19 protein-coding genes and 1 tRNA gene are annotated in these 25,613 nt (G+C 41.7%); 10 read left to right on the forward strand and 10 right to left on the reverse strand.

All coding sequences use genetic code 11. The features are described 5' to 3' along the window. Nucleotides 1-300: 300 nt before the first annotated feature. Complete coding sequence (locus ACT3QN_RS05100) at nucleotides 301-909, forward strand: BLUF domain-containing protein (protein WP_444520514.1); 609 nt, start codon at nucleotides 301-303, stop codon at nucleotides 907-909. Nucleotides 910-1,152: 243 nt separating this feature from the next. Here ACT3QN_RS05100 and ACT3QN_RS05105 read toward each other — a convergent pair. The 3 genes from ACT3QN_RS05105 to pyrC form a co-directional block, all read right to left on the reverse strand. After that, nucleotides 1,153-1,228, reverse strand: a tRNA-Glu gene (locus ACT3QN_RS05105). Nucleotides 1,229-1,759: 531 nt separating this feature from the next. Next, nucleotides 1,760-2,545 (reverse strand): ribonuclease T, encoded by a 786-nt coding sequence (gene rnt, locus ACT3QN_RS05110; RefSeq protein WP_444522480.1) that lies wholly within the window; start codon nucleotides 2,543-2,545, stop codon nucleotides 1,760-1,762. Between the two features lie 168 nt (nucleotides 2,546-2,713). Continuing rightward, nucleotides 2,714-3,784: a dihydroorotase gene (gene pyrC, locus ACT3QN_RS05115; RefSeq protein WP_444522481.1), complete on the reverse strand. Its 1,071-nt coding sequence runs from the start codon at nucleotides 3,782-3,784 to the stop codon at nucleotides 2,714-2,716. Nucleotides 3,785-4,119: 335 nt separating this feature from the next. Here pyrC and ACT3QN_RS05120 point away from each other — a divergent pair, with 335 nt between their 5' ends. Then, the gene (locus tag ACT3QN_RS05120; RefSeq protein ID WP_444522482.1) at nucleotides 4,120-5,358 is read left to right on the forward strand and encodes an argininosuccinate synthase; all 1,239 of its coding nucleotides are present in this window, start codon (nucleotides 4,120-4,122) and stop codon (nucleotides 5,356-5,358) included. A 145-nt stretch (nucleotides 5,359-5,503) separates the two neighbouring features. Here the strand turns inward: ACT3QN_RS05120 and ACT3QN_RS05125 are convergent, their stop codons facing one another. After that, complete coding sequence (locus ACT3QN_RS05125) at nucleotides 5,504-6,781, reverse strand: hypothetical protein (protein ID WP_444522483.1); 1,278 nt, start codon at nucleotides 6,779-6,781, stop codon at nucleotides 5,504-5,506. Between the two features lie 140 nt (nucleotides 6,782-6,921). Here ACT3QN_RS05125 and ACT3QN_RS05130 point away from each other — a divergent pair, with 140 nt between their 5' ends. After that, nucleotides 6,922-7,437 carry a L,D-transpeptidase family protein gene (locus ACT3QN_RS05130; RefSeq protein WP_444522484.1) on the forward strand — a complete coding sequence of 172 codons (516 nt, stop codon included), beginning with the start codon at nucleotides 6,922-6,924 and terminating at the stop codon, nucleotides 7,435-7,437. A 145-nt stretch (nucleotides 7,438-7,582) separates the two neighbouring features. Here the strand turns inward: ACT3QN_RS05130 and ACT3QN_RS05135 are convergent, their stop codons facing one another. Next, on the reverse strand, nucleotides 7,583-9,169 hold the full coding sequence (locus ACT3QN_RS05135) for a CYTH and CHAD domain-containing protein (RefSeq protein WP_444522485.1): 1,587 nt from the start codon (nucleotides 9,167-9,169) through the stop codon (nucleotides 7,583-7,585). Between the two features lie 153 nt (nucleotides 9,170-9,322). Continuing rightward, complete coding sequence (locus ACT3QN_RS05140; RefSeq protein ID WP_444522486.1) at nucleotides 9,323-10,909, reverse strand: isocitrate lyase; 1,587 nt, start codon at nucleotides 10,907-10,909, stop codon at nucleotides 9,323-9,325. Nucleotides 10,910-11,587: 678 nt separating this feature from the next. On the opposite strand from ACT3QN_RS05140, the gene ACT3QN_RS05145 reads away from it, so the two are divergent. Continuing rightward, a complete protein-coding gene (locus ACT3QN_RS05145) occupies nucleotides 11,588-12,577 on the forward strand; it encodes a LysR family transcriptional regulator (RefSeq protein ID WP_057761159.1) in 990 nt (329 codons plus the stop codon). A gap of 393 nt (nucleotides 12,578-12,970) precedes the next feature. Then, complete coding sequence (locus tag ACT3QN_RS05150; RefSeq protein ID WP_444522487.1) at nucleotides 12,971-14,344, forward strand: NAD-dependent succinate-semialdehyde dehydrogenase; 1,374 nt, start codon at nucleotides 12,971-12,973, stop codon at nucleotides 14,342-14,344. 186 nt (nucleotides 14,345-14,530) lie between these two features. On the opposite strand, the gene purN is transcribed toward ACT3QN_RS05150, so the two are convergent. Beyond that, a complete protein-coding gene (purN, locus tag ACT3QN_RS05155) occupies nucleotides 14,531-15,217 on the reverse strand; it encodes a phosphoribosylglycinamide formyltransferase (protein ID WP_444522488.1) in 687 nt (228 codons plus the stop codon). Further along, nucleotides 15,217-16,278, reverse strand: a complete 1,062-nt coding sequence (gene purM / locus ACT3QN_RS05160) for a phosphoribosylformylglycinamidine cyclo-ligase (protein WP_444520523.1) — start codon at nucleotides 16,276-16,278, stop codon at nucleotides 15,217-15,219. The genes purN and purM overlap by 1 nt, the downstream gene beginning before the upstream one ends. A gap of 501 nt (nucleotides 16,279-16,779) precedes the next feature. On the opposite strand from purM, the gene ACT3QN_RS05165 reads away from it, so the two are divergent. The 3 genes from ACT3QN_RS05165 to ACT3QN_RS05175 all read left to right on the forward strand — a co-directional run bounded on the left by ACT3QN_RS05165 (nucleotide 16,780) and on the right by ACT3QN_RS05175 (nucleotide 19,810). Then, nucleotides 16,780-17,886, forward strand: coding sequence for an AI-2E family transporter (locus ACT3QN_RS05165; RefSeq protein ID WP_444522489.1), 1,107 nt, complete (start codon nucleotides 16,780-16,782; stop codon nucleotides 17,884-17,886). Between the two features lie 326 nt (nucleotides 17,887-18,212). Continuing rightward, a complete protein-coding gene (gene hda / locus ACT3QN_RS05170; protein ID WP_444522490.1) occupies nucleotides 18,213-19,016 on the forward strand; it encodes a DnaA regulatory inactivator Hda in 804 nt (267 codons plus the stop codon). A gap of 89 nt (nucleotides 19,017-19,105) precedes the next feature. Further along, a complete protein-coding gene (locus ACT3QN_RS05175; protein WP_444522491.1) occupies nucleotides 19,106-19,810 on the forward strand; it encodes a DUF2057 family protein in 705 nt (234 codons plus the stop codon). Between the two features lie 101 nt (nucleotides 19,811-19,911). On the opposite strand, the gene ACT3QN_RS05180 is transcribed toward ACT3QN_RS05175, so the two are convergent. After that, nucleotides 19,912-20,397: a Dps family protein gene (locus tag ACT3QN_RS05180; protein ID WP_444520527.1), complete on the reverse strand. Its 486-nt coding sequence runs from the start codon at nucleotides 20,395-20,397 to the stop codon at nucleotides 19,912-19,914. A 266-nt stretch (nucleotides 20,398-20,663) separates the two neighbouring features. Beyond that, entirely contained in the window at nucleotides 20,664-21,323 is a 660-nt protein-coding gene (locus ACT3QN_RS05185; protein ID WP_444520528.1) for a YcxB family protein, read from the reverse strand. A 510-nt stretch (nucleotides 21,324-21,833) separates the two neighbouring features. Between ACT3QN_RS05185 and serS the strand changes: the two genes are divergently transcribed. Both serS and tkt read left to right on the forward strand, forming a co-directional pair. Further along, entirely contained in the window at nucleotides 21,834-23,120 is a 1,287-nt protein-coding gene (gene serS, locus ACT3QN_RS05190; RefSeq protein ID WP_444522492.1) for a serine--tRNA ligase, read from the forward strand. 295 nt (nucleotides 23,121-23,415) lie between these two features. Next, a complete protein-coding gene (gene tkt / locus ACT3QN_RS05195; protein WP_444522493.1) occupies nucleotides 23,416-25,413 on the forward strand; it encodes a transketolase in 1,998 nt (665 codons plus the stop codon). Nucleotides 25,414-25,613 lie beyond the last annotated feature (200 nt).

Below are 25,613 nucleotides of genomic sequence, written 5' to 3' on the forward strand. Positions count from 1 at the left end.
TATTTTGAACATATTGTATGTTTTCTATCACGGAAAGATAGAAAACGTATCATTTACTATGGGTTAAATATCGTGATGATAAGTGTTTTTTGTATCTGAAAAGGCTTACATTCGATAATAGGTTGCTTTGATGACTAAACTAACCTATGATGTAACTAACTTAATACAATTAATATAAAAACTTATAAAATCAATAATATATCAGACTAATTCATGACGCGCAGTTATGTTGTCTCTATATTTTTCTGAAGTTAGTATGATTGTTTTAGCGACATTTACCCAATAATAGGGAGAAGCTGATTGTCAACAATCAACGGTTCAACAAATCCAGTAACGACAGATCTCTGCCAGCTTGTATATATAAGCCGGATTACTTCTACTGGTCTTTCAAGTCCTAGCACACTTAATGATATTTCAGAGACCGCAGTTGAACGCAATCAAATAGATAATGTTACCGGTATTCTTTGCTACGGCAATGGTTACTTTTTACAGTGCGTTGAAGGATCAGAGCAGGCGTTAACCAATCTAAAAAATCGTTTAATAGTAGATGATCGACACAAAGAGTTAAAGATTTTGGATTTTTCTGCAATTACCAAGCGTCGCTTTGCCAGTTGGTCGTTACGTTCGATTACTCTTGAGCGCTGGATGACTAAAGAGCCTGAACTTAAGCAGTTAATGCCATTTAAGCCTTATGAGTGGGATTCTGATGAGTGGCAAAAGTTCTTAGACGTACTGCAAGGCTACTATGAAGAACAAAATAGGATAGGTAACATTGATACACCGCCTGTCAAATACAGTACGCTAGGGGTGACTCTTAGTAAGGTTGTAGGACAGCATCAAGCGTTCTTCTTAATCCAGACGATATTAGGATTGATGATAGTTGCGACGTTATTGTGGTTACTGCTTTAATCTACTAATATTATTAACGTTTCGCATCAAACTAAGTTATATTTATACTTACTTAATAAGATAGCCAAACAAAAAAGCCAGCATCGATTGATGCTGGCCTTTTTATTGAAAAGAATAACTGAGCTTTTAGTGGTGGGCATAAAAAAACCCAGTTCATAATATATTATGAACTGGGTTTTTGGTGGTACGCTTATCAGTCTAATCTAATGCTAAGCAAAAGTGCTAATAAGTGACGCCAAATAGTGGCGTCCCCAGGGGGATTCGAACCCCCGTTACCGCCGTGAAAGGGCGGTGTCCTAGGCCTCTAGACGATGGGGACTAGTAACAACACTTCAACTGCTTTCACCATTTATGCTGAAGTGGTGCGTATTCTAATAGTGTCGGCGTCTTCTGTCAAGCCTTTTTCTACGTCTTTTTAAAATTAAATATCTTTTTTTAATTGCGCGACGAGGATGTAGGTCGTTTCTCTTCAAATGATAGCGAATCCATAAAGAAGTACAGGCGCTAATCGTCAATGCAAGCAGCATATAACCGAGTATAGTACCCCATAACTTGAGCTGTGGATCCATAATAAAGTCCCTCCTATTAATCTTGATAGGGTTTGCTATCAAGACAGTGTGAGCAACTTAAACCATCTATAGGATACAACCATATCACTTAAGAGTGACATTTTATAATCAGATAGTCATTCGTATCAGCCGAAATGACCACATCTGTAATTGCTGAAATAGTTCCGTTTATTTATCACAATATTAATCATATCCCTATTGATTGCCAAATCAAGATGTTAAAGTTATCAAGTATTACAAATAGCACTATTATGTCTGATTGGCAATATAGGTTATGTGACTTATTTACGGTCGTTGTCAGCTGACTCTTCTTTCGTATCTTCGTTATGCAGCGCATTGGCCAGCATCGGGTAGTTATTTAGTATGTGACAAAATAGCTCAGCAGTCTTTTGAGTGTCATATAGAGCTGAGTGAGCATTCTTGCCATCAAACTCCAATCCAGCTGCTTTACAAGCGCGCGCGAGAACAGTTTGACCAAAGGCTAAGGCTGATAAAGTGACGGTATCGAATACTGAAAAATTATGAAATGGATTGTGATTTTTACTATTGGTTCGTAGCACGGCGGCATTTAAAAAAGCTAAATCAAAATGAGCATTGTGTCCAATTAAGACACACTGGCGGCACTCTTCATCACGGCGTACGTCTTTTAACCCTTTAAAAATACGGCGCAACGCTGTCTTCTCATCTTCCGCAATAGCTTTACGCATTGGGTTTTTAGGATCAATACCGGTAAAGTCAAGAGCACTTGGCTCTAAGTTTGCGCCCTCGAAAGGCTCAATATGAGCGTTGAGAGCTTCACCTGGGTAAAATACACCTTGCTCATTAAGTAGCACAGGGATACAGGCAATCTCTAATAGGGCGTCGGTCTGTGCATTAAAGCCTGCTGTTTCCACGTCGACGACGACAGGTAAGAACTTACGAAAACGGTCTTTTAATGCCATAGGCGCTTGCTCATCTGCCGCTGAGGCTACGTCTTCATGAGAAGTATCTAGCGTGGTATCAAAGCTCGCAGATTTAGGGTTTGATAGGTCTTTGTCAGGCAAGGCCGCTATGTTTTGATTGGTCATATAAAGTTAAATCACTTTTATCAGTCGTACTAATATATTAAATAAAAATAAGCATCCTATGATATTAATTAAACCTTTAATACAAAATAATCTAGTACAAAGGTGTCATTAATATCATAGGATCAAATAATAGGTCATGTATTGAATGCTAAGTTTTCTTTGCGGGCGTTAGGCTTTAATTGACCAAGGTAGCGTTTCACCTGCCATCAAGGGTGTCAATGATGCGCCATCAAAGTAAGGATAGTCGGTCGGTACTTGCATAGGCGTGTTGACAAGTGTGATAGTGCTTTCATTCAGAGGTAGACCATAGAACTGGGCACCAAAGCGACTGGCAAAGCCCTCTAACTTATCTATTTTTCCAACACTATCGAAGGCGGTCGCGTACAAAGGCAGCGCCGTCGCTGCACTATAGCAACCCGCACAGCCACAAGCGGCTTCTTTTTTGTCTGTCGCATGTGGCGCAGAATCAGTACCTAAGAAGAACTTTGGATTACCACTAGTGGCCACATCCAACAGCACTTTTTGGTGGCTCTCACGCTTTAAAATAGGTAGGCAATAAAAGTGCGGTTTGATACCACCAACCAATAGATGATTACGATTAAACATTAGATGCTGCGGCGTAATAGTCGCAGCAACGTGGTTACCTTGTGACAATACAAAATCTGCTGCATCGCTGGTAGTGATGTGCTCTACCACTATTTTTAATGTAGGGAATTTTACGATAATTTGAGCCAGCACTTCATCTAAGAAACGCTTTTCGCGATCAAAGATATCTATATGGTCTTGGGTCACTTCACCATGGATTAGCAATGGCAAATTGTACTTTTCTAGTGCTTCAAAGACATCGACGCAGGCGTTGATATTGGTGACACCATCTGCGGAGTTGGTAGTCGCTCCAGCAGGATAGAGCTTAACTGCTTGTACGATACCTGACTGCGCTGCCAATTCGATATCTTGTGCAGTGGTATTATCTGTTAAATATAGCGTCATACGTGGATCAAACGCTGACTTGCGCTCAAGACTCAAATCACTAGCTGCTAACTGCTCCATGATACGTGTGCGGTAGGCAATAGCCTCCTGCGCATTTTTGACTGGAGGCACAAGGTTTGGCATACAGATGACACGGTTAAAGCTGCTTGCGGCATGAGGTACGGTCGTGCTCAAAGCGAGATCGTCACGCAAGTGAATATGCCAGTCATCTGGCTGAAGGATGGTCAATTCTCTAATCGAATCAGTCATAGTGTCAAAGCGCTCTATATCGTCAAATAAAGGAAACAAAAGGGAGTGATACTGTGGGTCTATCATAACAGATTTGCCCACTCGACTAAATATAAGGCTAAATATCTGTACATAATTCATCGAGCTAAGATTAATGTCTTGTCATTAAATAATGTCTAAATTTTGGTGGCAAAAATGAGGTTGACTAGAATTTAAGTCAAAAGCGCACGCCTTGTGGCAGTTAGACTTTTGCCCATAGTAAATATGATGTACACTGAGCAGGTAATTATCGTTCGACTTGCTTTTGATTTGATCGTCGCCTTTTCTAAAACTATATTTCATAATGGGAGTTATTCATGGCTCAACTTGATCCAAAAAATATTAATAAAATCGTCTTGGCTTATTCAGGTGGTCTTGATACCTCAATCATCGCTAAATGGCTACAAGAAACTTATGATGCGGAAGTAATCACTTTTACTGCTGATATCGGTCAAGGCGAAGAAGTTGAGCCAGCACGAGCCAAAGCTCAGGCAATGGGTATCAAGCATATTCATATCGAAGATTTGCGCGAAGAGTTTGCTCGTGATTATGTATTCCCTATGTTCCGTGCTAACGCCATCTACGAAGGTGAGTACTTACTAGGTACGTCTATTGCTCGTCCATTGATTGCCAAGCGTTTGGTTGAGATTGCTAAAGAGCATAACGCCGATGCTATTAGCCATGGTGCGACTGGTAAAGGTAATGACCAAGTTCGTTTTGAGCTAGGTGCTGTTGCCTTGTCACCAGACGTAGTGACCATAGCTCCTTGGCGTGAGTGGGATCTTTCAAGCCGTGAAAGCCTAATGAAATATGCTGAAGAGCATGATATCGCAATCGATTATGCGGGTAATAAGAAAAAATCTCCTTATTCAATGGATGCTAACTTACTGCATATCTCTTACGAAGGCGGTGTCCTAGAAGAACCGTATACTGAAGCAGAAGAGGACATGTGGCGCTGGTCTGTCAGCCCAGAAGAAGCACCTAATGAAGCGCAGTATTTAGAATTAGAATACGAAAAAGGTGATATCGTTGCTATCGATGGCGAAGCGCTTAAGCCTTATGAAGTTATGATTAAGCTGAATGAGCTCGGCGGGAAACATGGTATCGGTCGTTTAGATATCGTTGAAAACCGTTACGTTGGTATGAAGTCACGTGGTTGCTACGAGACGCCAGCGGGTACTATTATGCTAAAAGCGCATCGTGGTATTGAATCACTAACGCTCGATCGTGAAGCTGCACATTTAAAAGATGAGCTAATGCCACGCTACGCAAAAATCATCTACAACGGCTATTGGTTTAGCCCCGAGCGTATGATGCTACAAGCCTTAATTGACAAATCACAAGAATACGTCAACGGTACTGTACGTGTAAAACTGTACAAAGGTAGCGTGAGCGTCGTTGGTCGTAAATCTGATGATTCATTATTTGATGAAAAAATTGCTACTTTCGAAGATGATGCGGGCGCTTATGACCAAAAAGACGCAGAAGGCTTTATCCGTCTAAATGGTCTACGTCTGGCTATCGAAGCTAGCCGTGGTCGTGATTTATCTAAGTAAATTTTTGGTTGCTTATAGTTAATTGAAAACTTAGATTACACAACAAAAAAAGAGGCTCTATATTGATAGGGCCTCTTTTTTTATGGCTAATGAATTATTGCCAAAACGTTTACTCTGAGAATAAACGTTCTAAAATTGAAATTCTTTACTCAGTTTTTCCTGTCTCTGCAGCGTCAGATTCATCTTCGTCTACCATGACAATGGCTACATCTTGCTGTTGACGCTCATCAATAGCGTCCTGTTCTAATACTTCTTCAGTTGCAAGGGTGACACCATCAGATTTTTGCGATTGATATTTTAAAGTAGCGAGTGTACCAAGTACACCAACGACAAGTATGATGATGAGAATAACAGGATTTTTCCATAGCGGTGTGGCCGCTTCATACTCGATGGGCTTTTCACTGGTGGTGGTTGGTGTATTATCGTTATTGCCGCCAATCAACCCTAAGCTTACTAAAGGCGGTTTGGGTGGGTTCGCTGGTTCAGAGTTAACACGCAGTCGATTTCGGCTGAGATAGATATCTGAGATTTTAGCCAATTGTAATAACCAACGTTGGTGTGGCAAAACAATGGCGTGCATCTCGGTAAATACCAGCATATCGTTGTGGCGACCTTGCTGTAGATTGTCAGGTGAGCGACCAATGGCTTTTAAGTAATTACCTGTTGCCATTTGCATGTCTTGCACAGGTTCATAGTTTTCTGGTTTGAATCCAGTCAGTTCATACCAGTAAGGATCAAAAGAGGGTGGGGTGCTTGATAGCTGCTCAGCATTCAATAACGTACGCTCCGCATTACTCTCTGAGTTGTTTTCTATAGCTTCAATATTATCTACCGCTTCAGTAGTTGATTTAGGTGCGTCACTATTACCTTCTGTATCAGTAGATAAGGTATGCGTGAGCTGTGAATCAAACCGTGCCGCTGATAAAAACTGTGGTTGTAGTGCGAACCATTTGTTGATTTCATCACTGTCTAGTTGACTGTATTCTGTCAGAATAGCCAATTCACGCAGCACAATCACGCACAAAGAAGTGAGTAGAATTTGAGCCTGTTGCGTCGTTGTGTCAATATTTTTGGCGATATGTTCGCTTGCCTTTATGACACGGCTGTTATCGCTAAATACGGCATCTGCCGCATCGTGACGATGGTAGAGTGTGGCACTAATGGTTGCAAAGTTCATTGAATTATACTGTCGTAACTCTTTGACAGCACTACGACTAAATAGTTTCTTGCTGACGGCTTGTCCCTGATGTCGCTGCTGATAGGCCAGAAGCGCACTTACGATAGCTTGTAGACTGGCATCTGTCCCTAAGCGTGCTTGCGGTAGAGAGAGCTGTGCCGCATCGGCCAAAAGTGACAGCATAGGCTGGGTATCATGATATAAAAAATCATACATCGACACACGTGTCGGTGAAATAGTCGTCATAATCTGCTAGCATCAAAAAGTGTGCCCCTATATTACGGTGCCAAATGTCTTGATACAATCCCCTGAGAATAGAAATTTTCAATCATTTTACGAATAACTTTGATAGTAATCTGATGAATGACTGATAGTCGGAAGCATTTATGATAAATAACGAGACGCTTGATAAACAGCTAGTGATTAATATCGCTGAGCAAACATTAACGATGTACCAACAGCAAACTGAGGTTGCCAAATACGTGGTCTCCACTGCAAAAAATGGTATTGGTAGTCAGCAGGATAGTGGCTGCACGCCGCTTGGTAGGCACATCATTGAACAGAAAATAGGCGGTAGCGAGCCTATGAATGCGGTATTTGTCGGGCGTGTGCCGACAGGTGAGATATATGATGTAAGCCTTGGTGAGTTACATCCCAAGCGTGACTGGATATTGAGCCGTATTCTTTGGTTAAGCGGTCTTGAAGAAGGGGTAAACAAAGGTAGTAATAGTAAAGGTGGTTGCGATACTTATGAGCGCTATATCTATATTCATGGCACACCCGATACTGAACCAATGAGCATCCCGCTATCTCATGGCTGTATACGTATGCGTAACGAAGATATTGTAGAGTTATTTGAGCAAGTAGAAGAGGGTATGCCCGTTACGATTGTTGCTGAATAAGTCATGTTGTACCTTTAACTATGGCGCTGATAGAGGCTATTTAAATACAATAAAAAAGGCCAGCCTGTTATATAACAGGCTGGCCTTTTTTATGAAACGTTTTTACTTTATGAGAGCATTATCCGTATGAAAAACAATATTACTACTACCAAAACGTTGAGCTTTCTGCAAATTTTGATAAACGTGCATCAATATGGTTTTGGTCACCAGTAAGTATAGCGGCAAACCAACCCGCACCATATAAAGCATTAGCGTCTGTTTTTGATTTTACTTCATAAAGTTTCTGATATTGATTATCCTCTTTCAGTTGCTCTAATGCTTTCTGCGCTTTTATCAACCGTTTTAGCCAACGTTTGGTTTTCTTCTTAGCTTTTTTCTTACTTAATAAAGGTGCGGAAAATTCACCGATGTAATGTAAACTTCTTAATTGGTTAAGCAGGTCGCTTTCAGATTGATCGTCATAAGCAATGTCTGCGCTTGCATTTGCTTCATCACTCACAAGCTCGGTATCACTTACTACGTCAGCTTTTTTATTGGTTTTAACGAATTTTTTATATTGCTTAGCTAGAATTTTTTCTAACTTGTCTTTGGCAAGTTGGTCAGTCTGAGGTTCAATGCTTGAGTCGCTCATGATAAAAGCAATCAGCTCTAGCAAAGTTATCTGAAAGTCATTGGCTTGCAGCGTATTGATAGGTGTGATTTTTATATCTTCGATATCTGTCGTCCAGTCAACGGCACGCGCGCCAAGTGATTGAAGCTCAGGTTCGATCTGTGCATTGATATAAGCAAGTTGATAATAATCGCTAAGCAAGGTTGCGGTTTGATTAAGTATCGGCAGCCATTCAGGATTAATCTCATCAGAGAAGTCGGAAAATACTTTTAATGCCGTACGCAAGCGATCAATACCTATCCGTAACTGTAGAATATGATCGTCATCTGTGCTGTCAGCGACGATAGCACTGCTATTTGGTAATATTTGCAATAAGCAGTTATGTACGACCGCACGTATAAAGGCGGGCGCGCTGCTATCTTTATCTACTTGCAATTGGCTTAGGTTGGCATTGACTGCAGGACTGTGGTTTTGTCCGTTAATAAGCAGGCTACCGTTCTCAGCTTTGGTAATGGTAGATAGACACAACTTATAGCGTTTACACCATGTTTTTGCAGTCGTAAATAGAAAGTCTAAACCTCCTGACACCAGTTCAAACTCTATTTCTTGAATAGTTTTGCGTAGCGACTCATCGGTACCATGAATAATTTCCCCTTGATCGTAAGCCATTTCGATACAGTTATCGGTTCCGTTCTCATTGCTTTCTGTTAGCAACCGAGTAGTGCGCTCGACATCAGTGACATACAGCCGTGTTAGTGTCTTTGCTAGCTTTTTGATTTTGAATTCAGCCAATGCAGTAGCGATTGGAGTATCTTCATATATTGTTAAGTCAGGCATCAGCTCATTGTTATCGAGCATCGCTTGCACTTGCTCGTTATCGAGCACGGCATTGTGCTCTAAGCGTGCGGCAATACCATCACCACCAGCTTTAATGGTTTGGACCCATGTATCACCTTCTTTGCGAATACGTAGGCCAATACTTGCCTGTGCAAGCTGCTGGTCAGTCGTATCGTAGTAGTGCGCAGCCAGTTGTGTCGTTTGTGAAGATTTAACGTGCGTTTGACGCATTAAACCCTTTAGTCGCGACTCTGGTACCAAAAACTTCAGCTCTATCTCTTGCATATTAGCTCCTAATAATTCTGACTGATGGCTCTGATCGATGGTTGCAATAAACAATTATTAGTCTACCATTCTCTGATTATTTAAGCCGCAATAAAAAACCGCCCTACATCATGTAGGGCGGTTTTTTAATAAATACTACTAGTTTGTCGGTGATTAGAACTGGTTCATTGTGTTCTTGCCGCCGCCAGCTTTCAGAGCGTTATCGCCTGAGAAGATTTCTTTGTGGTCATCGCCAAGGTCAGAACCAGCCATTGCTTGGTGCTTAACACAAGAGATGCCTTCACGGATTTCTTTACGCTGTACGCCAGCTGCATAAGCAAGCATGCCTTCTTCACCGAAGTAGCCTTTAGCAAGTTCATGAACGCTAAGAGCAGTCGTGTGGTAAGTCGGTAGCGTGATTAAGTGATGGAATACACCTGCTTCACGTGACGCATCGCGTTGGAAATTCTTAGCGGCTACGTCAGCTGCTGCATCAAGCTCAGTACCGTCGTAATCAGCACTCATCAAGTCATCTTTATTGTATGCAGAGATGTCTTTGCCTTCGGTTTCCCATTGAGCGATAATTTGTTTACGGAAGTTAAGCGTCCAGTTGAATGATGGGCTGTTGTTGTATACCAGCTTCGCTTTAGGCTGTTGCTCTTTGATACGATCTACCATTGATTTGATGTGGGCAACATCTGGTGTTGGTGTTTCAATCCAAAGTAGGTCAGCGCCATTTTCTAATGCAGTGACACAGTCAAGAACAACGCGGTCGATGTTAGTATCTTCACGGAAGCTGTACAAGCCGTTCGGCATACGAACTGGACGTACTAGCTTACCATTGTGCTTAAGTAGGCTGTCGTTTTCGTTAGCGTCTTCAATGCTCACCTCTTCCATTTCTAGGAAGTCGATGTATTTAGAAGCAAGATCGCCTGGCTCATTTGATACTGGGATTTTTTGTGTTAGTGATGCGCCTTCCGAGTCAGTACGGGCAACGATAACGCCATCTTCAACACCTAGCTCTAGGAATGCATAACGGATAGCGTTGATTTTTGCAATGTAGTCTTCATGCGGTACAGTAACCTTACCTGCTTGGTGACCACACTGCTTAGCATCAGATACTTGGTTCTCAACCTGAATAGCACAAGCACCAGCTTCAATCATTTGCTTAGTCAATAAGTAAGTCGCTTCTTCGTTACCAAAACCTGCATCGATATCAGCGATGATTGGCACAACATGTGAATCAAAGTTTTCGATTTTTTCTAGGATAGCTGAGGTATCTTGACCAGCTTCTTCAGCAGCGTTTAGCTCACGGAAATAATCATTCAGTACTTTTGCGTCAGCTTGGCGCAAGAACGTGTAGATTTCTTCGATTAGCTTCGGTACAGACGTTTTTTCGTGCATAGATTGATCAGGTAAAGGACCAAACTCAGAGCGTAGGGCAGCTACCATCCAACCTGAAAGGTAGATGTAAGTTTTAGCTGTAGTACCGAAATATTTTTTCTTAGCGTACATTGTTTGCTGTGCAACAAAACCATGCCATGCACCTAAAGACTGAGTGTACTGAGACGTATCATTGTCATAATCTGCCATGTCTTGACGCATGATTTTTGCAGTATATTTTGCGATATCCAAACCTGTTTTAAAACGGTTTTGTGACATCATACGTGCGGCATCAGTCTCGCTAATGTTCTGCCAGTTACCGTGCTTTTGCTTTAATTCACGTACTAAATCGATCGCTGATTTATATGCAGTTGACATCTATGTCTCCTTGGTGGGGTGTAAAAAACAAATAAGTTAAATACTAAAATAATGAGTATGCTGCTTTACTAAAATTTTGTACTAAAAAATGCTATTCAGAATCTGGTTTGTTATTTATTGAAGCTCTATTTACCCTAAACAAACCGCTACGCTATTACAAGAAATTTGCTGAACTCGACAGTTAAAAATACTTGCTAACTTGTAAAGGTTTATCGATTTTAACTATATATCTATAAGGTATTTAAATACTTCATAGGCAGTAATGTCATAATTGGTAGCTGGAAGTGTTACAATAATAAGTTAAATTAACCATATTCAATGACTGACAAAAGCCGTTAATATATTACTGAGCTACAATATTTAATCAGGTGAGAACGGACGGTAAATCAAAGATTCATCGTCTATGCTGCAAATCCTTTATAGAACTCACTATAACCACCTTGCCAAGATTTATCTAATTTATGATAGTTATCTTTGGTATTTCTATATGATATAATACTTATATAACAGGCTCTTAAGATAGGTTGAGTAAGTTGTGATGTGAGTCTATCAAAGAGATTTCGAACCAAATTAGTAAAAAATAATGAAGTTACGCTGTTGTAGCGTATAAACCATCGTAGCAATGTTACAAATGCCAGCCTTAATATGGTGTTTGTTCAAAAGCCAAGAGAACTAAATATGAATTTGCAGCGGGTCGATTTAAATTTATTAGTCCATTTAGATGTGTTGCTACGAGAAAAAAACGTTACTCGCGCAGCTGAGCAGCTTGGTATTACTCAGCCTGCTATGAGTAATATTTTGCGCCGTTTACGTAAGCTGTTTAATGATCCATTATTAGTACGTTCGTCAGAAGGTATGACGCCGACTGAACGTGCCCTTGAATTACAGCCACGTATCCGTGAGATACTTGCTGATTTGACTCAAGTATTGGAGCCACGTACCGAATTCCGTCCTTATAGTACTTCTCGTGTGTTTCGTATCATGACATCGGATTATGCCGAAGCGACCTTGGTACCTAAGCTAGTAAAAGCACTACGTTCTGAAGCACCGAATGTTATTTTGGATTTCTTGACCCCGTCAGACGTCTCTTATCGAGATATGGAGCAAGGACGAGTTGACTTAGCGATTAACCGCTTCAATGAGATACCTCAAAGTTTTCATCAGGTTCTAGTCTGGCGTGATACTTTTAGCTGCCTATTATCTTCTGACAGTCCTTATGCCAATCGTTTTAACTTAAAAAACTATCTTAAAGCACAGCATGTCTGGGTATCTAAAACAGGTATGGGTGTAGGGTTCGGCGTGAACCCAGAGAAGTCAGGCGGATTAGGATCTATTGATCAGGCATTGCAGCGCCTTGGACAAAAACGTCAAATTAGTGTTTTTACTCGGCATTATCAAATGCCTGCCATGCTTGCAGCAAATAAAGACTTGATAGCGACGTTGCCCACGCGTGTGGCAAGAATGCAAGCAAATAACGATAGCATCATGATGGAAGATCCACCGTTTTTTATTCCTGAGTTTGAGCTCACGATGGCATGGTCACCTCTGTTGCAGCATCATCCAGCTCACCGCTGGTTACGTCAGCTAATTATGCATGTAGCGCGCCAAGTCGTTGCTGAAGAAGAAAATCCACCACAAGAAATACCCGTTATTAATCATTTATTTTGATGGGTTTGTGTGAATTAAGATTACGTCACATTAAAGCGGCATATTGTTGAGCCTTTACACGCTAATAAGAATACTTTTCTTCGTATCCTACTCTATATCGTTACTAAACCAGCCTCTAAGCTGGTTTTTTTTGTTCTAGCGATTAGTAGTTCATATACCTAATTTAGCCATCCTTAATAAGTCAGTCACACTATTAACATCTTCAAAACACTTCACAATATATTGTAAAACTGTTCAGCGAATAGCTTGTTAAGATAACTACAGATAGAAAACGAGCTAACAATAGATTGTGCTATCGATATAGATTTAATAATTAAAACTGTCACAGCAAAATAACTACAAGTGACAATAATTCCAAATATAAACTCGAATAATATAATAAGGACAGTACGTATGTCAGACATTACTACTATCAACCCAACCACGGGCGAAGAAATCAGTAACTATAGCTATATGAGCAACGACGAAGTCAATAAAATTGTCGATGCTTCACATGACGCGTTTTTAGAATGGCGAACTGTCAGCCACGAAGAGCGCGGCCGTGTTATCAAATCTATCGGCGACAAACTGATGGAGTATAAAGAAGAGTTATCAAAACTGATGACAGAAGAGCGCGGCAAATTGTACAGCCAAAGCATGGAAGAGATTGATTTGTGCAAAGCCATTTGTGACTATACTGCTGAAAATGGCGTCGCATCTTTGGCTGACGATGTACGTGATATCGAAAGCATGAAAAAAGGTCTGGTGACGTATCAACCTATTGGTATCATCTACGGTATGCAGCCATGGAACTTCCCTGCGTATCAAGTGTTTCGCTATACGATTGCGAATTTGATGGCGGGTAATAGTGTCCTACTAAAACATGCGTCTAACGTAACAGGCTCTGGCTTACTAATTGAGAAAATTCTTCATGAGTCAGAACTGCCAAACGACTTATTCCGTACGATTATCATTGATCACGATCAATCAGAAGAACTGATCGGTAATGATAAGGTACGCGGCGTTACACTAACAGGTAGTGACAGTGCGGGTGCCCTTGTTGGACAACAGGCAGCTAAAGCAATCAAGAAAGCGGTATTAGAACTTGGTTCAAATGACGCATTTATCGTATTAGAAGATGCTGATATTGATGTCGCTGTAGAAACTTGTACTCAAGCCCGTCTAATCAACAATGGTGAAACTTGCGTAGCAGCTAAACGCTTTATTGTGGTTGATAGCGTATATGACGAGTTCCGTAAACGTATAGTCGAAAAATTTGAAGGTACCAAAGCTGGTGACCCAATGGATGATGGCTCAGATATCGGCCCATTAGCGCGTGCGGACTTACAAGAGCAACTACACGAGCAGGTAGAGCAAAGTGTGGCCAAAGGTGCGACAATTGCAGTCGGTGGTAAGGTACCCGAAGGTAAAGGTAGCTTTTACCCAGCAACTATCCTAGAGAATGTCGAAAAAGGCCAGCCTGCGTATGATGACGAGTTATTTGGTCCAGTAGCATCATTAATTCGTGCCAAAGACGAAGACGATGCGATGCGCATTGCTAATGACAGTCGCTATGGTCTAGGTGGTGCGATTTTCTCAAAAGATGAAGAGAAAGCTGTTCGTCTAGCACGTGAGCAGTTTGACACTGGTATGGTTTATATCAATGGTTACGGTCTTGCTAATCCTGCATTACCGTTTGGCGGTGTGAAAAACTCAGGCTATGGCCGTGAGCATGGTGGCTTTGGTGTGAAAGAGTTTGTCAATATTAAAGCAGTTCATGTATTTTAAGAATGATTTAATTAAACGACTTAGATAAATAGTTTTGACAGATAACTATTTACGATTCGGAATGTTAGATGATTTCAGACGATAAATAGTTGTTGAATTAAAAAAGCCCAGTTACTCATTACGAGTAACTGGGCTTTTATTTTGCTATCCGAATAGGATTAAAAGCGGCTTAGTAAACTGCAATTTTTATCCATCAATAAGCAACTGCAAAGGTAACGTGGGTAGGTAAGTTTCCGATGACGTATTAACTGTTCCAAGTGATAATACATTTTTTGCTAGCAATAAAATTGTCCAAGGTAGTAGCTTATGTTCAAGCTTCTGAACTCGTGACTGCAAGCTCTCTACTGTCTCGTTGATATCGACATTCAACACGGCTTGAGTCAATACCTGACCTGCATCAAGCTCTGCTGTCACTTTGTGGATACTACACCCGTGACGACGTTCACCTGCTTGTATGACTCGCTTATGAGTATCTAAACCCTTATAAACCGGAAGTAGAGAAGGGTGAAGGTTAATCATCGGTGCTGGTGCATTATCGATAAATGAACCACTTAACACGCGCATAAATCCAGCTAAGACGATCAAGTCAGGTTGCCATGCTATTAGCTGCTCATTGGCATGAGTTTCAAACGTTTTGATACCCATACGTTTGCCACTAGCAACGTGCGACAATACCGCTACTGGAATATTGGCTTCTTTAGCACGTGTCAACGCATAAGCGTCTTCACGGTTGCTAATGACCCCTACGATTTCTATCGGTAGCGCGCCTGCCTGCATTGCATTGATTAACACTTGCAGGTTGCTACCGCTTCCTGAGACTAGTACAGCAATACGCAATGGCTCAATAGGCTGGCTTGTATTATCAGTTGACATTAACGGTACACCACTGCATCCGCTTGGTCGTCAGTGCTGCGTTTGACCATTTCACCTATTTGCCAAGCTGTCTCGCCAGCATCAGTCAGTGTCTGAATAGCCGCTTCAGCTTTGTCTTTTGGCATAACGATGACAAAGCCAACACCACAGTTGAAGGTGCGATACATTTCACTCTGTGCGATGTTACCTTGGGTCTGTAGCCAAGTGAATAGCTCTGAAAACTGCCAGCTATTGGTGTCGATGCTAGCGGCTAGGTCATCAGGTAGTACACGTGGTAAGTTGTCTGTTAGGCCGCCACCTGTGATGTGTGACATCGCATGTAAGGCTGAGCTACCAAGTGTATCTTGTAATGCTTTAATGGCTTTTACATAGATACGAGTAGGGGCCATTAGCGCATCTTGAATAGGCTGGCCGTCTAGTTGCTCATCACTATTGGTCACGTCAACACCGCTGACTTCGATAACTTTACGCACCAACGAGTAGCCATTTGAATGCGCGCCACTTGAGGCAAGCGCAATCAGTACATCGCCTTCTGCGACATTTTCACCAGTGACGACTTCTGCCTCTTCAACCACGCCCACACAAAATCCAGCTAAGTCGTAATCGTCATCTTGATACATACCTGGCATTTCAGCAGTCTCACCACCAATAAGCGCACAGTTAGCAAGTTTACAGCCATCACCGATACCAGTTACGACAGTCGCTGCTACATCTACATCAAGCTTACCAGTTGCATAATAGTCTAAGAAGAATAGTGGCTCCGCACCGCAAACCAATAGGTCGTTGACACACATCGCAACCAAATCAATACCGATTGTCTCGTGACGGTTCAATTGTAGGGCCAATTTTAGTTTGGTACCGACACCATCAGTGCCAGAAACCAATAGTGGCGAAGTATAACCTGTTGGAATACGGCATAACGCGCCAAAACCGCCAAGCCCACCCACGACTTCAGGACGAGTAGTGGCTTTTGCAACGGACTTGATTCGCTGCACCAAAGCATCGCCTGCATCGATATCAACACCGGCATCTTTGTAGCTTAAAGAAGGCTTGTCACTCATAGTCATCTCACAGTTGGGGATAGATAATTGGGATTAGAAGGTAAAGTAATTGAGCACGCAAAAATCAGCGTTATAACGTTCAAAGACAAAGTTTAAAGACAGTGCGCGCATTATACCCAAAAACAGACCGTACTCGCAAAGCAACTTGCCAATATTTGACTAAGATTTGCATTGAGGGGCAAATTAGCAGTTAAGAAACAAAAAATGACTGATTTTTTGTTGTGTTCTGCGATAATAGAACGCTAGATTTATTGTTAATAATAGCCTTAATACAAATTCAAATGTGATTGACAGCATAGAAAATAATAAACATAAATTTGTCAAAAATTAAACGTCTTTGAAGGTTTTGATACATCTCAGCTTAGCTAGCTAAAAACAACTAAAAAAAAGAAACTCACCTAGTGAAATAGCATAATGCTGTATTTATTTCATTTAGAAATTACTAGCAGTGTATTGCTTTTGATCACTTTTTAAACCCGTCCAACTATAGGATTACTTGCCATGATAAACCAAACAATAGATCCTTTTTTCCGGCGCTTATTTATTGTCGTGGCGTTAGTTGTGGCTATGTTTCTTTTGTATTTGATGATGCCCGTCATCGTACCCTTCGTTTTTGCCTTTATGCTGGCTTACCTATTCAACCCTCTAGTCAAGCGCTTATCGAAATACATCAAACGTTGGGTCGCAATCATTATTGTTTACTCGACGATTACTTTGGGGATGGCGTTATTACTTTGGTGGTTGGTACCGACATTGTGGCATCAGCTGCAAGCGGCTTGGGATTATTTGCCGAAGATATTTAATTGGTATAACCAAGTAGTACGAGAGTGGTTCAACAGTAATACCCGTATAAAACTGCCTGAACTAGAGTCGAAGGAGTTCTCTGATACACTCGTCGATTATATGCAGACGAATTATAAGTTCGCTGATGCCAGTACTATGATGAGCCAAATACTGACCTCAAGTATGAATTTCATCAATAATGCAGGTCTCATTGTATTGGTGCCAATTTTGACTTTTTATTTCCTATTCAATTGGGATCAACGTTTGCAAAGTTGGAAGATGGCGATACCAAGTGCTTACTGCCAAAAAGTGACCGAAATAGCTAAAGAGTGCGATCTTGCATTGATGGCATTTATCAAAGGTCAATTACTAGTGATGGTGTTACTAGGCGCTATTTATGCGGTACAGTTACAGCTTATTGGGCTGGAGCTTGGGCTTATTATTGGTATGGTAGCAGGCGTTGCCAGTTTTGTGCCGTACTTAGGGTTTGGTATTGGTTTTATCGCAGCTATTATTGCCTGCTTATTTCAGTTTGGATTGGACTGGACGTATTTGTCATTAGTTGTAGGTGCGTTCTTGATTGGTCAGGCTGCAGAAGGTTATATCCTGCAACCGTTGCTCTTAGGTGATAAGATTGGACTATCGCCGCTATGGGTCATATTCGCCGTATTGGCTGGTGCTAGCTTATTAGGTTTTGTCGGTATGTTAATTGCTTTGCCAGTATCTGCTGTTCTAAATGTTCTGTTCCGCCATTTATATAATTATTATCGAACCACTGACTTTTATAAAGGTCGCAAACAATTGGCATTGTTTGAAAAAAGATAATTACCTTATTATTGAATACACTAGATAGAGATAGCTATACAATATAAGTATAGGAACGCAATGACTGATAAGGCTTTATGGGCAAAAGACTTGTCAGTCATTTTGTAAATATGTTATATATAGGCGCAGTGTTGATAGTATCAACCGTTTTAGTAGCAGTTTTGCTAAAGTTGTTTTCTACAAAGTAATTAACCGATTTTGTAAAGGCTATAGGGTCATTAAATGCATTTATATCGGCTAGTACTGATAGTAATAAATACAGCTCAAAGCAACCTATCTTTTTTGTTATATTTTTCATTGCACTACGCAATACGAGTTGATGATTCATGGCAGAAGCACAGCTAAGCCTCAATCTGGACATTAAGCATGATGCAAGTCTCAGCGACTTTGCCGGTCCCGGTTGGATGTCGATTATCGATGCAGTACGGCAGTTACATGTCGGCCTGATCGGTCAATTATATCTGTTTGGTAGCCCTGCCACAGGTAAGTCTCATTTGCTATCTGCTATTTGTGAGTCATTTATCGAAATGGATAAATCGGCTATCTGTTTGTCTCTTAATGAGCTGATTCATACAGATGTCCACGTACTATCATCTTTAGAAAACTTTGATCTTATCGCTATTGATGACTTGGAAGTGCTTGAGCAAAGCAGTCAGTGGCAAGAAGCTTTATTTCACTTGATTAATCGTAGCCGAGAAGGGCAACGCCAGCTATTGTTTGCAGCCAATAAGCCAGCTGATGGCTTGCCATTTCAGCTAAGGGATTTGATGACGCGTTTGGCACAAGCACCTACCTTCAAAGTGCCTACTGGCCATGATTTGGCAGACAGACAAGCATTATTACAATCTATTTTACGTCGGCGCGGATGGCAGTTTGACGATCGAATTATTGATCACTTATTGACTGATGGGCCGCATCGTATCGGTGCGATGATGGAAGTGCTTAATTACATTCAGCCAATGTTTTCTAACCTTGGTCGCAGTAATATCTCAAAAGCAGTAATAAGTGATGCTTTGCGTACCATTGATGAGCAGACGCTTGCAGCGGAGCTGGCAGATATTGCTCAAGAGACACATATAGATAATGATACCTCCGATCAAGACCAGCACACGATGCCACTTGATTTTTAATAGCAAGATTTTTAGCAGTAAGAAAAACGAATAACCGTAAGAATACGAATCTTTTGCCCAACTCGCTTTTACTATTAATGGAATAACTTATGAAATCGAATGCTTCTTTGCTAAAAAAATTAACGATAGGCACATTGTTGGTAGGTGCTGCCGCGGTTCCTATGTTGTCACAGGCAGCAGTGACTCTACAGGTTGATGACCATATCAAAGTAACCGCTATTAATGGGCAGGAAGTTCAGCAGAGCGCTTTTCAGACTTTGCAGAAAACATTTACGTTACAGCCTGGACAACATGCTATCACCGCTAAATATGATCGTCTGTATAACTTACCTCGCGATCAGCACGACTATTTGCGTTCAGGTAATGTCAGCGTGACAGCACAATTAACCGATAACCAAACGTATCGTTTGACTATGCCTAACCAACCAGAAGCTTATGAAGCAGCTAAAGACTATGCCAAACAGCCAACGCTCGCTGTCCAGCAGAACAATACTGTTATCGCTAGTCAACAAAGTATGGCTGGTAATCAAGGCGGCATATTCTCAGGCATCGGCAAAGCATTAGGCGGCGTGTTTGGCGGTGCAGGTGACGCAGAGCTACAGAACCAACGTGCTATTGCCTCTTTAGATCAACCAGTAGCAAATACTACTAGCAACGTCAATACTGGTACGACTACTGTTAATCAAGCTACTAGCGTGAATACTTCCACTAGTACGCTAGATACATTTATGCAAGTCTGGCTACAAGCCACGCCTGCTGAACGTGAAAAAATGCGTCAGTGGATTCAACAGTAGACTGATATTTTTCGAACCGGCAAACAATAAAAAAGCACCCAACTGGGTGCTTTTTTATTGTTTGGATTTTCATGAGTATTTAGATAAAAGATTATATTTCACTAGCCTAAAAACGCATTGTACATCCATACGAGTTTTTCTTGCTCTTGTACGTAGGCATCAACTAAATCAGCAGAGCCTTGGTCTTCGCTCTCTTCTGCTAGTGCTGATACTTGACGCTGCTCTGCGATCAACGCTTGCAAGCCAGTGACGACGCCTTTGACACAGCTCGTGCCATCTTTGACGTTTTTATCTTCACTGATGCTAGTATGCTGTGTAAAATCGCTGTAAGCGTGCAGTGGTGTACCACCCAAGGTTAAGATACGCTCAGCGATTTCATCAATTTGAAGTTGTAGTGACGTATACAGTTCTTCAAATTTTGGATGCAAGGTGAAGAAATGCTCACCTTTTACGTTCCAATGATAACCACGTACGTTTAGATAAAACACGTGATACGTTGATAGTAGATTGTTTAACTGAGCAATAACTTCGCTCATATCTGCTTTTTCTAGACCGATCTGGTTAGTAGCATTGTTAGAATTACTCATAGTATTGTCCTTATAGTGTGAGTGTAGTTTTAAAATACTGAATAAAGAAAAGTAGAACTGTTACCAAGCTGAGGTACGGATAAGAGCACTTTGACTTTTATCTGTATCTATTGAAATAAATTCTATCTCTTCCTTTGATGCTTATAATAATAGCAAACTATTATTAATAAGTTAAATTTAATAAATACAATTTTACGATTAATTTTTTAAAACTAAAAACAGTTTTTTCTATTAAGTTTCTCAATGATAGAGAAACTTAATTATGTTTACGCTGGTGGTTGCAAGTTTTCAGGGTTTAATCCTTTAATAGGAACCACTTCCTGTAGGTGCTGACGTACTGTATCGATAGGGAATTTCTGTGCTTGCAAGCGTTTCGGTACGATTTGGCTGCCTTGCTGACCTTTCATCTCAAACATCATAAAGATATAGTCATCAGTCTCATCCCAGCTCTTGATAGATGTCCAAGGAATAACTGCTTGCTGAGTTGCGCCTGCACGCATCTGCATACCGCGCATTTGTGAGTTTTTCATCATGTCAGGCTGATTGCTTGGCATTGCCATGACTAGACCATGCTTCTGCACGCCTAACTTCATCTGACGCATTTCATCTGGCATCTCTTGGTCGGCCACTTGTTTATCAAACTCTCTTTTTACATACCATTTAAAACCTAAGGTACGCGCCAATAGATAAATCACCACACCAACCAGCATTAACCAAAATATAATGGTTGAATAGCCTGTTACAAAAATAAGCCCTGCAATAGCAAGTACCACAACCACGGCCATGATGATCCACTCTTTGGTCTTAAAGCTTGATAAACCAAAAGAAGGGCTGGCACTGGCAAACAGTTCATACTGTGCTTGGTGAAATTCAGCCTCAGTTAGGTTTAAGGCGACAGGTTGGAGCGTGTAGGGGTACAGGGCCATAAAGGTTTCTCAAATACTTATATTAAAAGCGTTGGATTAAAACTGCCAAAGCGAAGCAGCGATGCTGTACTTGGCTAGAAGTGAATAAAGGTATGCGCTTATCTTACCGAAAAGTACTCCTAAATGAAACATATAAGCAAGACTGTTCACGGATAGATGTCATATTAATGCCGTAGTTCACGCTCTATACTCAGCTTATTAAGACGAGACGAAAGCAAAAGTGAGCAATTAAAAATAGAGTAACTTGCTATAAGCGATTAGTATCATGAACAAAACCTAGTGAGAATCAGTCATACATCGCTAAAAACAGTGAAAAGCAGCCAAAGATATTCAAAACATGGTCAAATCTGCCGTGTCTTGGTATTATAGCGGCTACCAGATATGTTGATGTAAAACATAATGTCGTAGCCAGTTACCACAGAGACTGTGATAGCGATGCGCGCTAGACGATTACTTTATTAATAATACTTTTAAACCTTTTACTCACCTTTAGTGTTACAGGCAACTACTATGATTGATCCGAAACTCTTACGCGGCGATTTAAGCGACCTACAACAGCAGCTAGCCACCCGTGGTTATGAGCTTGATATGGACTTTTGGCAAGCAATTGAGTCTGAACGTAAGTCTCTACAAGTTAAAACTGAAGAGTTGCAATCGCGCCGTAATGCTGGAGCTAAGCAAGTAGGCGCCCTAAAGAAATCAGGCGAAGATGCCAGTGAGCTACTGGCTGAGATGCAAAGCGTTAGCGGTGAGATTAAAACTGCGGAAGACGAGCTACGTACGCTACAAGAGCGTATCACTCAAGCAGCCTTGCAAATTCCAAATATTCCTGCGGCAGGTGTGCCAGTCGGTACATCAGAAGACGATAACGTAGAAGTGCGTAAGTGGGGCACGCCGCGTACGTTTGATTTTGAGATTCAAGATCATACGCATATCGGTGAGACACTTGGTATGCTGGACTTTGAAGCAGCAACCAAATTGACTGGTAGCCGTTTTAACGTGCTTAAAGGGAAGCTCGCACAATTACATCGCGCATTGATTCAATTCATGTTGAACACGCATACTATGAAGTACGGCTATCTTGAGACCTACGTGCCTTACATCGTCAATAGCGATAGCTTAAAAGGTACGGGTCAGTTGCCAAAGTTTGAAGATGACTTATTTAAGCTGAGCAACCATACTAATAATGATGAGATGGATTTTTATCTTATTCCAACGGCTGAAGTGCCAATGACTAACTTGGTACGCGGCGAGCGTTTGGATATCAAAGAGCTACCGCTAAAATTCACTGCACATACACCATGTTTCCGCAGTGAAGCTGGCTCACACGGGCGTGATACGCGCGGTCTGATTCGTCAGCATCAGTTTGAAAAAGTTGAAATGGTCAATGTTGGCACTAGCGAACAGTCCGATGACCTGTTAGAGGCAATGACAGGGCAGGCTGAATATATCTTGCAGCAATTGAACCTACCATACCGCACGGTACAGCTATGTACGGGCGATATGGGTTTTGCCGCACAAAAAACCTATGACATCGAAGTATGGTTACCGAGCCAGGATACCTATCGTGAAATCTCTAGCTGCTCTAACTGTGGTGATTTCCAATCGCGCCGTATGGGTACGCGTGTCAAAAACGGCAAGCAAACTAGCTTAGCGCATACCTTAAACGGTTCAGGTCTAGCAGTTGGTCGTACGCTATTAGCAGTGATGGAAAACCATCAAAACGCTGATGGCAGCATTACGATTCCAGAAGTATTACGTCCGTTTATGGGCGGTGCTGAGACTATTTCAATTTAATAAATTGGCTATAAGTAACAAGCTGCAAGTCCATTAAGTCACTCGCGGCTTGTTACTTATGATTTAAGTAAAAGTCCGTCATTGCTTATCGTTTAACAAAAACGATGTGAGTCATTGCTAAATATAAACGGTCCTGTCACCGCATTTTTAGCTAGGCTTATAGCAAATATGTTAATATTGCATTTTTATTTTATAGCCTATTCATTAAAGGCGCCTGCCGCGTTTTTGATGGATTATCCTCTGAGTAAACTCTCCTCTTATCTTTATACGACTCATTCGAATATTAGGACACTCTATGCCAGCTCCAATTAGCGAACGTAAACTAGCCAATGCCATCCGTGTACTGTCGTTTGACGCGGTTCAAAAAGCCAACTCTGGACATCCGGGTGCGCCAATGGGTATGGCTGATATTGCCGAAGTTTTGTGGCGCAAGTTTTTGAAGCACAACCCAGCAGATCCTAATTGGCACAACCGTGATCGCTTTGTACTGTCAAACGGTCATGGCTCGATGCTTATTTATTCGTTGTTACATTTATCAGGTTACGATGTCAGCGCTGATGACCTAAAAGGTTTCCGTCAGCTGCATTCAAAAACTCCAGGTCACCCTGAGCTTGGCTACACGCCTGGTGTAGAAACGACGACTGGTCCACTAGGTCAAGGTATTGCCAATGCCGTTGGTTTTGCGATTGCAGAAAAAACCCTAGCCGCGCAGTTCAATCGTGACGGTCATAACGTCGTTGACCATAACACCTATGCATTCTTAGGCGATGGTTGCTTGATGGAAGGTATCAGTCATGAAGTGTGCTCACTGGCTGGCACGTTGGCTCTTGGTAAGCTAGTCTTCTTTTATGATGACAATGGTATCTCAATCGATGGTAATGTCGAAGGCTGGTTCACAGATGATACGCAAGCGCGTTTTGAGTCGTACGGCTGGCAAGTTATCAAGGTCGACGGTCATGATGCTGATGCGATTACGCAAGCAACTGAACAAGCGCTTGCAGAGTCTGCTAAGCCAAGTCTCATCATTTGTAAAACAACTATCGGCGCTGGTAGCCCGAATAAGCAGGGTCTCGCAGCCAGTCATGGTGCGCCACTTGGTGATGACGAAATCGCCTTGACTCGTGATGCATTGTCTTGGAAACATGCTCCGTTTGAATTAGATGATGAAATCTATGAAGCGTGGGATGCCAAAGCCAAAGGCGACGTACAGCAAAAGAACTGGGAAGCTGACTTTGAAGCGTACACAAAAGCCTATCCAGAGCTTGCAGCAGAATTGTTACGTCGTTTAAATGGCGAGTTGCCTGCTGACTTTGCTAGCCAAGCACAAGCCTATATTCAGCAAACGCAAGAAGCGGGCGGCGATGTTGCTAGTCGTAAAGCCAGCCAAAACGCTATCAACAGCTTGCAGCCATTATTACCAGAACTAATGGGTGGCTCAGCGGATCTAGCAGGCTCAAACCTTACGCTATTTAAAGGCGCTAAAGGCATCGAGAAAGACGCTGACGGTAACTATATCTATTACGGCGTACGTGAGTTCGGTATGACCGCGATTGCCAATGGTATCGCATTACATGGTGGTTTTATCCCTTACGTAGCCACGTTCCTAATGTTTATGGAATACGCACGTAACGCGGTACGTATGGGCGCACTCATGAAGCAGCGCGTCATTCATGTATATACGCATGACTCTATCGGCCTGGGTGAAGATGGCCCAACGCATCAGCCAGTTGAGCAATTGACTAGCCTACGCACGACGCCAAATCTACGCACTTGGCGTCCGTGTGATGCAACTGAATCTGCTAGCGCTTGGGTAGAAGCAATCAAGTCTGAAAACAATCCTTCAGCGCTAATCTTCAGCCGTCAGAGCTTGCCACATCAAGCACGTGATAGCGAGCAAGTCGCGAACATCACCAAAGGTGGTTATGTATTGGCAAAAGAGCAGGGCGAGCTACAAGCTATCATCATCGCGACAGGTTCAGAAGTTGGCCTAGCGATGGAAGCGTATGAAGCGTTGAGCGCGAATGGTGTCGGCGTCCGCGTAGTGTCTATGCCATGTGCTGAGGTTTTCGTTGAGCAAGATGCTAGCTACCGCGAGGCTGTATTGCCTGCTAATATCCGTGCTCGCGTCGCAGTCGAAGCGGCTCATGTAGATTACTGGTATAAGTTCGTTGGTCTAGATGGCAAAGTCATCGGCATGACCACTTATGGTGAATCTGCTCCTGCTAGTGATTTGTATAAAGAGTTTGGTATTACGACTGACGCTGTGGTCGAAGCGGTAAATAGTTTGGTGTAATAAACCTAACTTAGTTAGTGTTTGACAAAGAGCTACTGGAGAAATCTAGTGGCTTTTTTTATATGATTGGTTTTAATAGTTATTTTCAATAGCTAAACACTAAAAAATAAGGGTTATCATTTAGTTTTTTAGTGTAGGTATACTTTATTTTGATATTAAAATAAAGCGATGATCATCGTAACTACTGTCTATAATATAAC

It is taken from the genome of Psychrobacter sp. AOP7-C1-14, assembly GCF_052376135.1.
Classification (GTDB): domain Bacteria; phylum Pseudomonadota; class Gammaproteobacteria; order Pseudomonadales; family Moraxellaceae; genus Psychrobacter.